Source organism: Pontibacter brevis, from assembly GCF_054779655.1.
On record NZ_BAAGXV010000090.1, the window covers coordinates 1 to 13,455 of the forward strand.

Annotated in this window: 10 protein-coding genes; all 10 read left to right on the plus strand. The window is 48.5% G+C overall.

The window, feature by feature from the left end:
* The first annotated feature begins 271 nt into the window (after positions 1-271).
* The 10 genes from ACYVB1_RS20915 (at position 272) to ACYVB1_RS20960 (ending at position 13,281) form a co-directional block, all read left to right on the plus strand.
* Positions 272-1,054 carry a DUF4382 domain-containing protein gene (locus ACYVB1_RS20915; RefSeq protein ID WP_460925761.1) on the plus strand — a complete coding sequence of 261 codons (783 nt, stop codon included), beginning with the start codon at positions 272-274 and terminating at the stop codon, positions 1,052-1,054.
* Positions 1,055-1,252: 198 nt separating this feature from the next.
* Positions 1,253-1,597 (plus strand): hypothetical protein, encoded by a 345-nt coding sequence (locus ACYVB1_RS20920; protein WP_460925762.1) that lies wholly within the window; start codon positions 1,253-1,255, stop codon positions 1,595-1,597.
* A gap of 1,487 nt (positions 1,598-3,084) precedes the next feature.
* Entirely contained in the window at positions 3,085-3,423 is a 339-nt protein-coding gene (locus ACYVB1_RS20925; RefSeq protein WP_460925763.1) for a hypothetical protein, read from the plus strand.
* A gap of 477 nt (positions 3,424-3,900) precedes the next feature.
* Positions 3,901-4,284 carry a DUF6567 family protein gene (locus ACYVB1_RS20930; protein WP_460925764.1) on the plus strand — a complete coding sequence of 128 codons (384 nt, stop codon included), beginning with the start codon at positions 3,901-3,903 and terminating at the stop codon, positions 4,282-4,284.
* A gap of 399 nt (positions 4,285-4,683) precedes the next feature.
* The gene (locus ACYVB1_RS20935; protein ID WP_460925765.1) at positions 4,684-5,271 is read left to right on the plus strand and encodes a hypothetical protein; all 588 of its coding nucleotides are present in this window, start codon (positions 4,684-4,686) and stop codon (positions 5,269-5,271) included.
* On the plus strand, positions 5,271-5,801 hold the full coding sequence (locus tag ACYVB1_RS20940) for an SUMF1/EgtB/PvdO family nonheme iron enzyme (RefSeq protein WP_460925766.1): 531 nt from the start codon (positions 5,271-5,273) through the stop codon (positions 5,799-5,801). The genes ACYVB1_RS20935 and ACYVB1_RS20940 overlap by 1 nt, the downstream gene beginning before the upstream one ends.
* 1 nt (position 5,802) lies before the next feature.
* Complete coding sequence (locus ACYVB1_RS20945; RefSeq protein ID WP_460925767.1) at positions 5,803-6,066, plus strand: formylglycine-generating enzyme family protein; 264 nt, start codon at positions 5,803-5,805, stop codon at positions 6,064-6,066.
* Positions 6,067-7,080: 1,014 nt separating this feature from the next.
* Positions 7,081-7,509: a hypothetical protein gene (locus tag ACYVB1_RS20950; RefSeq protein ID WP_460925768.1), complete on the plus strand. Its 429-nt coding sequence runs from the start codon at positions 7,081-7,083 to the stop codon at positions 7,507-7,509.
* 1,087 nt (positions 7,510-8,596) lie between these two features.
* Positions 8,597-12,316: an Ig-like domain-containing protein gene (locus tag ACYVB1_RS20955; RefSeq protein ID WP_460925769.1), complete on the plus strand. Its 3,720-nt coding sequence runs from the start codon at positions 8,597-8,599 to the stop codon at positions 12,314-12,316.
* Positions 12,317-12,318: 2 nt separating this feature from the next.
* Complete coding sequence (locus ACYVB1_RS20960) at positions 12,319-13,281, plus strand: PorP/SprF family type IX secretion system membrane protein (RefSeq protein ID WP_460925770.1); 963 nt, start codon at positions 12,319-12,321, stop codon at positions 13,279-13,281.
* Positions 13,282-13,455 lie beyond the last annotated feature (174 nt).

Consider the following 13,455-nt stretch of genomic DNA (forward strand, 5'->3'; position numbering starts at 1 on the left):
AAGAACCTTGGTCAGACAGGAAAAGAAGGCTGATAATTACCTGGCATTCCTGCTGCTCGCGTGCATGAAGATAATGCTTAGGTATTTTTGAGATAGCTTCTAGTGCATTATGCTGTCATCCTTAAACACTCCTGTTCCTTCATCTGCCTTAAGCCTCCTGTGAAGAATGATGCACAGATGTTGTTAAATAAATATAGCTTTTTCCTGATTCTTCATCTTGTCTTCATCTTCCTGGCAGATATTTGACCTATAACTTAAACGTTCAACTATTATGAAAAGAAAGCATTTTATTCCCCTTATGCTGAGCTGCCTTATATGGTTCAGTGCCTGCGACAGTGAAAACACGGGTTCTGCAAGAATGGAAGTTCGTATGACAGACTCACCAGGAGACTATCAGGAAGTCAACGTAGATGTGCAGTCGGTACAGGTACACAAAGAGGCTGAAGGAGATGACTCTGGCTGGATCACACTAGACGAGATAAACCCAGGCATTTACAACCTGCTCGACTTCGCAAACGGCAAAGACACGCTCCTGGCCAGCTCCACGCTGCCAGCCGGCAAGATTTCACAAATCAGACTCATCCTGGGCCAGAACAACTCTCTGAAGCTGAAAGATGGCACTATTACACCACTTGTGACTCCGAGCGGGCAGCAGTCAGGAGTGAAGCTGGAAATAAACGCCAACCTTGAGAGCGATGTGACATATGTCCTGCTGCTGGACTTTGATGCGGCCAAGTCGGTAGTGGCAAGAGGTAACGGAGCCTATAACCTGAAGCCTGTGGTGCGCACCATCACCCAGGCAATTGCAGGAGGTATCAGAGGCAGAGTGACACCCGCCGAATACAAACCGGGAATTTATATGATATCAGCAGCCAGTGACACCATCGGTGGCTTTGCCAACGAAAACGGCGACTTCCTCATCAAAGGCGTACCGGCAGGAACCTATACTGTTAAGTTTTATACGGAAGACGACGCCCATAACGAAACAATAGATAATGTGAGCATTACGCAAAACCAGATCAAGGATTTGGGCACTGTAGAGTTGCCAGAGTAGCACGGTTAGCTCGGCATGCATTCAGTATACAGCGGGACAGGCATGCCAAACCATTCCAGCGTCCCCAGAGAAGGGGCTTTGACGGCTGTGTGTCCTGCTCCTGTTATTCCTACTGAATATGGTATTCCTGCCGATGCTGGAACTTCTTCAGTCTATTTGATATTGCCAATGTGTAATACTTAAAGCAAGTCTTGAGTTATGGTGTTAGTTGATAAAGGGCATACACGTCCTGAAGCGCTGGTTGTTTTCCTGGATAGGTGCTTTGAGCATCAAAACAGGGCAAGGCAGAAGAGGCCGTATAACTTCGCTATGATAGAAAACGACGGCAGGAACTGGACTATCGGGTTCAATGATGTCCCCGAGATGCTTCTGGTGCTGAACATCTACACCTTCTTCCAGACAGAGCGCAGTGGTGATGGCTTAGCCAGGCTTATATTCAACTACGGCACGCCACAGGCCGTGGAATTTGAGAACGTGGCAGGATACTTGGCAAAGGATGATGCCACTTTTGTGGCAGCATTCAACTACGCTAGGCTAAACTGACAGCAGCTAACGTTAACGCCGCACAAAGTGTATTTTCAGAATCAACGGTTCTATATTAGCCGGGAGGGGCAGGCTTTGATGAAGAGCGTACAAACTGGTTGAAAGGGGAACCTTTCCTTCTATTTATACGCTGGTCCTGAGCCGTTTGCTGTTCCGAATATGGGTGTGCACTGGGTGGACATAATCTCACCGGAGTTTTCTCCCGCTGGGTTTAGTAAGGCATTTATCTACGGTCCTAACGGTGAGAGAGTGCACATCTTTGGGCCAATGATTACTCTTGCCTATCTAAGGGGCATGGAAGCAAATGAATCAGTAGAGACACCTATTCCTTCTCTACTAAAGCATGAAGAACCCAGCTACTACCCCAAGTCCTACACAATAAAGCAAAAAGCAATGAAGGGGAGTTATTCTGTTGCCCTAACTGACTTGGAATGGCGTAACTGATGCAAATATAAAAGAGCTCTTGGGCAGGAGGGCTCTCCTGTTTTTTATCTGGCTGTTGTTTGCGGCCCACACATAACATGCCGCAACCTGCACCACTACAGAGCATCCTCCCTCAAAGTACATCTGTAGCAGCTCTCGTTTTTAAGTTACTGAAAAGATAAAGGGCAGGGGCACTAAGATTTTCAGCAGCCTCTTTATTTAACATAAGCTTACTTATCAACCTAGGCTAAATTAGTAGAGAGGGAGCTACAGACAATTAAACTATAGCTCCCTCTCTGCTAACTCCTCAGTCACTTATGAACATGGCAAAAATCAGCGATGGCAGTTAAATCATCGGAGAGATTGTTCGATAATGGAAGGCTTTGGCCTACCTCTTATTAAGATAAGGCCTTGTAAGTGAATGACTTGCAAGCCCTTATTGCTTTTTAGGTGACCAAAAAGGTGACCAGCTCCCTTTTTCCTTCTGCAAGTAACTTCTGAAATGTAGCCTTTCTTCAGAGAAAGTCAAAGTAAAATTTAAGTTGACAGTGAGGCAATTCCGGCAAGGCAGCATGCCTTCACAACGCCATTTCAAAGTCACAGGCAGACGTTTTGATGTACGCCCGTACAAGATATGGATAGGCTGGACAACTTGCTCTAGAGCCGCATTAACAGCGCCATTTAAAGGTGAATTTAGACAAGGCGTTGTCAGTTTGACATGAATAAATTGACATGTGTTGACTAGGGTAAAATGCACCTCAAAGGCGCTTTTGTTGCAATTTTCAAGGCATTAGGCAGGCATTTAAACAAACTAAATTATTTAAGAAATCATAGTAAACGTGCTCCTGCCTGACCGCTCAAAAAACATGGTTAAATGCGGTATGGCTTACCCTTTAATTAAATGCCTGATATTTAACATTTTATTCAGATAATGTATGTATATTTGACACATCCGCCCTGCCTATAGCTATTTTACCACAGACAAGACGAGTTCACCTATTAATTCCAGGCCTACCTGTACCAGCTTGTACTTGTGCGCTTTGAATTAATGCAACTTCAGTATTATGGCGCTTAAGGCAGTGTACACGTCTGATAACAGAGACGTAAAGGCAAAATGTAATACCATCATAGCCAAACTTCAGGCTACGGTAGCCAAGTACAAGGACGCTTTTCCGCAATTGTCCGCCATTGAAGAGCTTTTGGACGTGACATTACCAGAGACAGACAACGACGAAAACTATTTGCAAAGACTTGAAGAGCTGTGCTCATACCTTTACCAGCTTAGCGTAAGCTCCTGTGTCATCCGCCACCTGCACCACAACCTTTGTGCGGACGTGGAAGCGGCCAGAAACGGTACTTTCCTTTTCAATCAGGACGACTACTACCTTATGCTGCCAAGGTAAGCTGCCAACGGCGCAGTTCTGGCTCATGTCAGGCTGGTTTGCTCTGGAGTGGCTGCGAGCCTTTTCACCTCATATTCCACTATTAACCTTATAAAAGCTTCAGCTTCTTTGCCGCTTCAGAAAAACTATCAGCCACACGTTTACCACCGCCTCCTATTTCTCTTCCTGCCGTAACGCCTACTTCATCTGCTTGTACATGCCAACAACCAAGGCAATGCTTAAAGGAATTGTGATGATAGCGAGTAGCAGGTACTCCCACTAATTTCTTTGCTCTTCCATTCTAAAAAGTACGGAGGCTGAAGGTGCAGGGAGCATTAGCACCTCTCCTCACTTAAGATAAGAAAGCGATGTAATATCTAAATTCTTATAGCGTGTAGTGGGCAACTTTAATCAGTATAAAATATATATTAAATATATTTAATATATAATAATGTTTTAACTTTGACTCATTGTTAAGCTAAAATATAAAAGAATCAAATGAACAAACTTTTTACAAAATCTTTGAGCGCATTAATTATTACTTGCTTACTTTCCAGCTGTGCAGCTTTTCATGGCGGCGATATGGCAAGTTCGGCTTCTTTAAATTCAGCAAATTTTGCATATGCTAAGCAAAACATTAAAGGCGAGTCAACTGCTACTTATGTGTTTGGAATTGGCGGCATGGCAAAAGAGTCTTTGGTAGCGAACGCAAAGCAGCAAATGCTTGCTTCTAACCCATTAAGTGCTAACCAAGCTTTAGCTAACTTAACCGTAAGCTATAAGTCGTCATTTTACTTAGGATTGCTATACAGAACTGTAACATGCACAGTTACAGCTGACGTTGTAGAGTTCAACAACTCAAGTGTAACAGCTAAGCAATAATAGTCTGCTTGAAGGGCGGTAGAAGTGCTTTACTGAGAGTGTTGTCCCCTCTACTTCAGATTAACAAAAAGGCTTACAGGTGAGAAACTTGCAAGCCTTTTTGCTTTTAAAGCGAAATGCCCGCAGGTGAAGCCTTACCACCCATTGCCTTCCCCCAGAGGACTCCTCCTGACAATGGAAGTATTGAATATGGGTCTGCTGTGCTCCCAAGCCTGGTCCGCTTTCTGCCTGTTTCCTGGCACTCCTTCTTTGACAGGCAATAACTTATTTTTCATTGTGCTGCAAACATTTTATATTGGGTTATAAGATGTAATTGCCTTGATAAGCAAACTTGTAGCTGCTCTTTTAGAAAAAGCAGCTACTAAAAAAGGGGACTAATCAAGAACTTATGTTTATTGCATGCCCCCTGCCGAAGCCTATGACGTGCAGGAACTGTACCCGGAGGTGGTAGCGAAAATAATGGCACTTGCGGAAGAGGCGCGTAGGGATTTGGGTGATGCCCTGACCGGGTGGGCGAGAATGTTTGCAAACCTGCCATTTTACAGTAAAAGGCTGTATTGTAGTCAAGGACAGGCCTCACCCCTTGAACAGAAATCAACGGAGCGCCCTTCACCTTATAAACTCAAGTATCAAGTTAGAATGAAAGTATTCTTCCATAATGCCACTGTAATTTCTTGTTGTCTTTTCCTGGTTGTTTTATCTGGCTGCCAGCCTGGAGACAAGAAGGCGGCAGAAGCCGTTTTGGCGAAGGCCAGCGAAGGAGGGGCGGCGATAGCCATGTGTGCGCCACAAACCGGGCAGCAGAATGCTTCTCTTCATAAGCAGGCAGAAAAGGAGAACAAGGAGATGAGCAATGCAGGAAGCACAGCAGACACCATTCCATCCAGGATGGTTTGGATTGAAGGCGGCACCTTTGCCATGGGGGCAGATGATGCTGTATTTCCTGATGCAGCACCGGTTCATAACGTAACCCTGAGTGGTTTCTGATGGATGAGCATGAGGTGACGAATGCGGAGTTTGCTGAATTTGTGCAGGCCACTGGGTATATTACGGTGGCCGAGCGCCCCCTAAACCCAGCAGATTACCCCGGAGTGCCTGCCGATAAACTAGTGCCGGGCTCAGGTGTGTTTGCGGCAACGGCGCAGCCAGTCTCCCTGGATAACCCGCTTCAGTGGTGGCAGTACGCACCCGGTGCCAGCTGGAAGCAGCCTCTGGGGCAAAATAGTGCTGCTAAAGCACAGCCGAACCATCCTGTTGTGCATGTTTCTTACGAAGACGCGCTTGCCTACGCCACATGGGCAGGAAAGCGCCTGCCAACAGAGGCAGAATGGGAATATGCCGCCAGGGGCGGTAAGACAGGGCAGCACTATTACTGGGGAGATGAATTGAAACCAGGAGGTACATGGCTTGCCAACATCTATCAGGGACACTTCCCTGACCAGAACACGGGAGCCGACGGCTTTGTTGGTGCGGCCCCGGTTAAATCCTACCCTCCACAACCCCTATGGGCTCTATGACATGGACGGCAATGTCTGGGAGTGGTGCAGCGATTACTACCGCCCAGACTACTATCAGCACAGCACCAACGTAAACCCGAAAGGGCCAGGCAGCAGTTATGATCCGGAAGAGCCAGGGGCAGTCAAGCGCGTGCAGCGGGGAGGCTCTTTCCTATGCAGCGATCAGTACTGCACCCGCTACAGGGCAGGCAGCCGGGGGAAAGGAGAAGTCACCAGCGGCTCCAGCAACCTTGGGTTCAGATGTGTGAAAGACAGAAGTAACTAACGGGGTGAACGATTGAACTAATCTACGTCACAGTTAAAACAGAGCTTATCAGCCAGAACTGTTTCAGCAAAGAGAGGCTACCGTCAACAAGCTACGGTTCCTCTGCACATAAAACGTCTTGATTTTCCAGGACTGATAGAAGGCAAGCGCGACCTTAATCTACGAATGCTTTATTCGATGATGAGGGCTTGCTCTACCTCACACAAAAGCTTGCAAGTAAAAACCTGTAAGCTTTTGTTGCTTTTTCAAACGGGCACAGGATTTGGGGGTATCAACAGAGGAAACTGAAACATGGCTGCATGCCCTCATTATAGATTCCTGAAAACAGCCTTCTTCACGCTAAACGGACAAGAACATAAACAGCGTCCTACCAAGACGCGTTGATACCGCCACTTTAGACGTATCTAAAGGTCCATACTTCAACAATTTTACGCTGGCTGCTGCCCTTCTACCGCAGCGTGCTTATAGGGCCACGCGGTACTTTGAGTACTGCACCATGACTTTGCTTTTGGCGAACTTTCAAATTCACCCAGCAAGCCTCTTAAAACCTTCAACTCTTTTGACGCTTCCGAACTTTCAGGTACGTCTTTTATCTGCTGGATGCGTGAAGCAACAGCATGATATTGGGCATGTGTCGTTATCATATTATAATTTACCTTGGCTAAGCACAATTTACACATTCCCTTTAAATTGTTAAGGCCATTCACACTAAATTTTTAGTGGTTTCGCTAATATACTAGGTTTTCTAACCATCTCTCCTCATGAGGGTTACCCGCTTCCACCGAAAGTTTTCCTAAACCTGCTTACCTGCATTACAGAGCAAAGGCATTTCCCGCTCCTTTATAAAGGAGCCTCACGTCTGCAATCAGTAGTTATCTCGCTACGCTGGGAAAACGAACTGCCAGCCAGGATTTGTACTTATTGATTAAACAACATAATCCTGTTAACTTTGATAGATTTGCGCAGTCTTACTGCGCCCAAAAGACACTTAATTCAAAGCATTTCACTAAAAACATGCCTAGGATGATTCTGTACGACAATGGCTTTCTTAAGCTAGACTACAACCCTTCCACCGACATTTTGTATGTACAGTGCCCGGACGTGCACGAATATGATCTGCTGCAAATTCAACAGGCTTTCAACATCATCATAGAAACTGTGATCAATTATGACATTAAAAAATGCATACTTGATACCAGTAAGACAAAAATGAATGTAGGAGATGAGAATCACAGCAGCGTAATGCAACACCTTGGCAGGGGCCTGGTTACCACGCGCCTGCAGATGCTGGCCCGCATTGCCACCAAAGACACCGCCAGAGAAAGGAGGGTAGAAAACTATGTAAGGACGGTTTATGCAGAAGTAAAGCCAACAGGAATGTTCCAGAACTTTACCAGCAAAGCTGCCGCGGTAAGATGGTTAACGGGTGGTAATGTTATTTAAAACAGCGCTCGCCCCCTGCTGCAAGCAGTTTAAGGTTTGTTTGTAACTCCCCGCCTGTCCCTTACATCATGCCTCCTGCGGTTGCAGAGCCGCACATCCTAAATACGGAAAGACCTGGGCTTGAGGGCTGTCAGATTATTCCAGACAGGTTGCTGCGCCTTGCTTTCAAAATCCACTAGCATCTTTGTTAAAACTTTCAGCTCTTTTGAAGCTTCAGACCCTGGCATTGCATCTTTCAACTGTTCTATACGTGAGGCAACTGCATGGTACTGCACTTGTGTGGTAATCATAGGATACTTTTTGAATTAAAATCAAACCACTTTTACGTATTGTTCCTGCAGCCACTCATGCTGTTCAAACAAAATATAAGTAGTTTCACCAAATTTCTAAGTATTTGTCCCACTTCAGGCACTGTACCTTTGGCAGCTCAGTGCATAAAGCGGTTCCTACCACAGCGGTTTCACACAATACTTGCCCTCGCTACACTCCACGAGTGTGTTGACAATAAAAAACGTACAGAACGGCAGAAGATTCTCCTCCAAATCCGGTCATGCAGGCATCCATGAACTTGTAAGACAGGCTATCATGATCTTCCTCTTGCATTCTCACGCCGCTGCCCCACTTTTATTTAATGCAGTCGCCTTAACCGGAATGTATCAAGCCAACGACCTAAGCAAGGCATCTACAAGTTCTTGCGTTGGCAATTCCCTGCTGCGGACAGATCCTAAACAGTGCAATAAGTTGCGACAGGAGGGCCAGGCTGTAATTAAGGCGGTAGCATAGGCTTATTTTTATGCCAGAATCTAATGCAATTTACAAGCCCTTAGCACGTTAGATATTTGTTGATAAAATAATAAACTACTATGTAACCTTTTTAAGCTTTTAGCAATAGAGGTATTGGGTGGTTTTGCCCTTTACCGTCGGTTCTATTTCTGCAGGCCGGGCTTTTTATCCCTTTACCTTGGCCCCTATCACCTGGTTCATAACTGGAGCTAAGCTACTCATTCATGAACCTAGCAATATATTGATATCGTAATACATACTCTAAAACAAACTAAGCCTATAGTTCACCCTTAACTCCGATCTAATGCACTTTCTTTTACAAAAGCACTTTTACATCTGTTGGCTGCTGCTGTGCTTTCTGTTTGTGGGGCATTCTTATGCCCAAACCACCGTTACCTGCACCGTGTCTATTGTAACGGATCAGTCTTCAAACATATGCCAGGGCGAGAACATCGAACTAAGGGCAAGAGCAGGAAATAACTTTACGCCCACGGGCTACCAGTGGTACCGCGACGGACAGGCAATTACGAACGCCATAGGTCAGACCTATGAATCTAATATTGGCGGCAGGTATATGGTAGAAGTTACAGGCGCAAGCTGCCAGGGCACTGTTACGTCCGGAGAGTTTGAGGTTACAGTAGACCCAACACCCGCACGGCCAACCTTCAATATATCACCGTCAGGTGCAATCTGCTCCGGCACTGAACTGACCTTTAGCATAACCAACCCAACCGAAGACGTAATTTATGTCTGGGACTTTGGGAATGGCAATACCGTCTCTACCAGAGGTGCTGCACCTGCCACACAGACCTATGAGTCTGTCGGAACAGGTACCGAGTCTTTTGATGTGCAGGTATACGGCGTGAACCCACAAGGTTGCTCCTCCGATACCCTCACCCAATCCATCAATGTGAGGCAGGCGCCGGAGATTTCTTTTACAGAGGAAAACGATTTCCAGGTTTGTTTGCCTGACTCCGTAGAGCCCGGCGATACTTCTATTTTTGCGACGATCACAAACACGACCCAGGCACCCTACCTGGGAGACATTGTCCGCTACTACGTAGACTGGGGTGACGGAGAAGGCGAGGTGGAGTACCTGGCCCAGCAAAACCCATTCCCGCTCAAGAACCCGAACCCTTACGACACCATAGGCACTTATCCCATCAGCATACGCGCCGTGAACAACAACGGCTGCCAGGCTGTGTTTACACAGGAGTTCAACCTGAGCCAGGAGCCGAAAGCGGACTTTACGCTGGATAACAAAGAACGGGTAGAAGAATCGCAGGTGCCGCCTTGTGTACCTGTCAGGGTTACCCCAACCGACAGTTCTTCAGGTGGCAACCTGTCTTATACCTGGTCTGTGCAGCCGGACCAGGGCTATACCCTGGAGTCAGGCACGCTCACCTCTCCTGATCCTGTCTTTATATTCGATGTATCCGGTGTTTACCAGATTGAATTGATAGTAGAAAACGGTTGCGGCACAGACACCACCTCCCAGAGCATTGTAGTGGGCTGGCCGCAGGTGCAGGTTCCTTCCAGTGTTACTTCCTGCGGCCCTACCACCATAGATTACAGCAGCAGTGGCCCTGGAGGTGGAGGTGGCGCCGGCGGTGGCGGCCTGTTTGTGGACAAGAACCTGGGCGAGGAAGTAACGGTTACCATCCGGATTACCGGCCCGACCAGTACCACCCGCACGTTTAACTCCGACACATTTGACTTCCAGTACGACTTTACCACACCGGGGACTTACACTGTTTCGGTGGAAGCAGTAAACGAATGCGGCAGTTCCAACCAGATTTACCAGGGGCAGCCTGCGCCAACGCAGGAAGTAGTGATACTGCAGCAGCCGGCAAGGCCTACCATACAGGCGCCGGGTACTGCCTGTATTGGCGACACCGTCAGGTTAACGCCATCAGGGCCAGGGCCTATTTATGCCTGGTTCGAGTCTGATGCTGCGGGAGCTGCCCCTATTGCAATAGGGCCGTCTTTCACAACCCCATCGCTTACTGCAGATATCACGTATTATGTGGCCGCTGTAGACACAGCCAATGGAATACAGTGTGTGGGACCGACAGCACCTGTCGCTATCAATGTGGAGCCTGGTGTTACCAACAATACCATTGCCATTGACGAGGAGGAAATTCAAAACCTCTGTATAGGCGATGTACCCGCTGAACTGACCGGCAGCACCCCAACAGGCGGCGACGCCAGTGTGCCGTACAGCTATACCTGGGAACTAAGCACCACCGGACCATCATCGGGCTTTACAGCGGCACCCGGCGTAAACAACAACGTTAACTACTCGCCCACAGCGCCTGTTAACACCAACACCTGGTTCAGGCGCCTCGTATCCTCCGGCAGCTGTACCGCCGACACCAGTAATGTGGTAGCTATTATTGCCGTTGAGCCGGTACCAGCCAGTGCCAACACCATCGGCCCTGCGCAGGAAATCTGCGAAGGCGATACACCAGCTCCTTTAGTTGGCTCACGTCCTACGGGCGGCGGAGGTGCCCCTTACATTTACCTGTGGGAAATCAGCACCGACGGCCCAACCGAAGGATTCGTAAGCGCTCCGGGCACGAACAACGGGGAAAATTACACCATTCCGGCAGGTGCACTGACCCAAAGAGAGACCTGGATCAGGCGGGCTGTTACCTCGGGTGGCTGTACAGCTTATTCAGAACCTGTCACCATCACTGTTTTCCCCGCCATCACGAACAACACCATTGGGGAGGACCAGGAGGTTTGTACAGGCACTGCGCCCCAGGTACTGACAGGCTCCGCCCCGGCAGGTGGCAATGGCAGGTACACTTATCTGTGGGAAAGCAGCACCACGAGCCCTACCAGTGGATTTTCTCCTGCGGCAGGCACTAATACAGGCCAGAGCTATACACCAGGCAACATCTCCAGAACCACCTACTACAGGCGTGTGGTAACAGCCGGGGATTGTACGCCGAACATAAGCGATGTGGTAACGATAGAGGTAAACGAAGGTATCCTTAACAACACTATCACCGCTACGCAGCCAACAGTGTGCGCCGGGCAGACAACAGTAGAGTTCCGGGGCAGCACACCTACAGGGGGCACAGGCACTTATACGTACCTGTGGGAGAGCAGCACAAGCGGCCCGGACATTGGCTTCAATCCTGCGCCAGGCAACAACAACGGCATAAACTACACCTCGCCTACACTCACACAGACTACGTGGTTCAGGCGCACGGTTAGCTCAGAAGGTTGCACCAGATCATCTGAGCCAGTTGAAATCACGGTTACGCCGCTGCCTGCCAACCCGGTGCTGACGGTGCAGAACGCCAGGGCCTGCCCGAACGGTTCTGCCACTTTAGAGGTAGGTAACGCAAACGGCAACACAATTGAGTGGTATACTGCTCCTGCAGGAGGCTCACCTGTATTTGTGGGGGCAACCTTCACAACACCAAACCTGCAGCAGAATACCACCTACTATGTGCAGGCCGTGAACGCCAACAACTGTGTCAGTGCCGCCCGCACCGAGGTAACCGTTACCATTGTACCGCCTGTAGCTGATGCCGGCCCGGATGTAACCATCATCCAGGGCAGAACAGCGGAGCTGCGTGGTTCTGGAGGAGTGTCTTATGTGTGGGAGCCGGCCGGGAGCCTGAACAACCCGAACATAGCGCGCCCAATCGCCACGCCAACAGAGACCACAACCTATACTGTTACTGTTACCACTGCGGAGGGCTGTACTGCTACCGATGAAGTAACTGTAACAGTGATTCCAGCCATTACAGTACCGAATGCCTTCACTCCGAACAACGACAACGTAAACGAAGTCTGGGAGATTGAAAACCACGAAGAGTACCCTAACATGCGGGTGGAGGTCTTCAACCGTTGGGGTAATATTATATTCAGCACTTCCGGTGGCTACAATGAGCCGTGGGATGGCACCCATAACGGTGAGCCACTGCCAGTCGCGACCTACTACTACATCATTTACCTCAACAGCTCCGAGAAACCTATTTCCGGAAATGTGACCATTATCCGCTAAACATGAAGAAGCAGCTTCTACTTATACTTGTTTTTGTGGCAGCGCTGGCCATGCAGGGCATGGCACAGCAGCGCCCGCAGTACAGCCAATACATGCTCAACAATTTCCTGCTGAATCCTGCTATTACAGGCATTGAGGATTACGCCGATATCAGGATCAGCAACAGACGGCAGTGGATTGGCATAGACGGCGCTCCCACCACCTATTATGTGACGGCGCACACTCCTCTTAATAAAGGAGCTTCCGGTAACAGGTACCACCGGGCCCTGGCACACCACGGAGTAGGGGTATCCATGCACACAGACAAGACAGGGCCACTCCGCCGGACTGGCGTTAATTTTTCTTATGCGTACCACCTGCCTATTACCACTTCTATCAACGTGTCGGCGGGTGCAGCGGCAGGCTTAATCCGGAATTCTATAAACTCTGGCGAGCTGCAGTTTACTAACCCGAATGACCCCCTGATTGGTGGCGGGGATATTAACAACAACGTTTTTGATTTGAACCTCGGTCTTTGGGTATACTCCCGGAACTTCTCTGTGGGCGTATCAGGGGCTCAGTTGCTGGAGAATACCGGTACCTTTCAGCCAGAAGGCAGCCAGAATCCGGCCCTGGCACTACAGCGGCATTACTTTTTAACAGGTAGTTACCGCTTCGAACCAATGGAGCGCATTGATGTAATTCCGTCGGTGATGCTGAAACTGGCAGATCCCAGCCCACTTTCAGTTGATGCCAGCCTGCGCGTGATGTACGACGAGCGCTTCTGGGTAGGAGCCTCTTACCGCCACAATGATGCATTGGTGGGCATGCTGGGCGTTTACGTAAGTCCTTTGCTGGACATCTCCTACTCTTACGATGCCACCACCTCTACCCTGAACAGGGTGAGCGCTGGCACGCATGAGGTGGTTATCGGATTTAAACTACTGAATAACCGCCGTATTATCTGCCCGCAGTGGGTTTGGTAAACAGCGTACTAATAATTTATTATATAAAAAAGCCGCTCCGGCATCTCAGGTTTGAGATGCCGGAGCGGCTTTTTTATGAGTTATCTTATCTGTGGTTAAACAAAGTCCAGCAGTCTAGTTGGCTCTTTCCTGCTTATCCACAAAGGCAGTATTACCTGAGTCCTATTCCACTGT

Bases quoted from the DNA above. Each gene is read 5' to 3' on its own strand.
- ACYVB1_RS20915 (WP_460925761.1), top strand. From the start codon at position 272: ATGAAAAGAAAGCATTTTATTCCCCTTATGCTGAGCTGCCTTATATGG.
- ACYVB1_RS20920 (WP_460925762.1), top strand. From the start codon at position 1,253: ATGGTGTTAGTTGATAAAGGGCATACACGTCCTGAAGCGCTGGTTGTT.
- ACYVB1_RS20925 (WP_460925763.1), top strand. From the start codon at position 3,085: ATGGCGCTTAAGGCAGTGTACACGTCTGATAACAGAGACGTAAAGGCA.
- ACYVB1_RS20930 (WP_460925764.1), top strand. From the start codon at position 3,901: ATGAACAAACTTTTTACAAAATCTTTGAGCGCATTAATTATTACTTGC.
- ACYVB1_RS20935 (WP_460925765.1), top strand. From the start codon at position 4,684: ATGCCCCCTGCCGAAGCCTATGACGTGCAGGAACTGTACCCGGAGGTG.
- ACYVB1_RS20940 (WP_460925766.1), top strand. From the start codon at position 5,271: ATGGATGAGCATGAGGTGACGAATGCGGAGTTTGCTGAATTTGTGCAG.
- ACYVB1_RS20945 (WP_460925767.1), top strand. From the start codon at position 5,803: ATGGACGGCAATGTCTGGGAGTGGTGCAGCGATTACTACCGCCCAGAC.
- ACYVB1_RS20950 (WP_460925768.1), top strand. From the start codon at position 7,081: ATGCCTAGGATGATTCTGTACGACAATGGCTTTCTTAAGCTAGACTAC.
- ACYVB1_RS20955 (WP_460925769.1), top strand. From the start codon at position 8,597: ATGCACTTTCTTTTACAAAAGCACTTTTACATCTGTTGGCTGCTGCTG.
- ACYVB1_RS20960 (WP_460925770.1), top strand. From the start codon at position 12,319: ATGAAGAAGCAGCTTCTACTTATACTTGTTTTTGTGGCAGCGCTGGCC.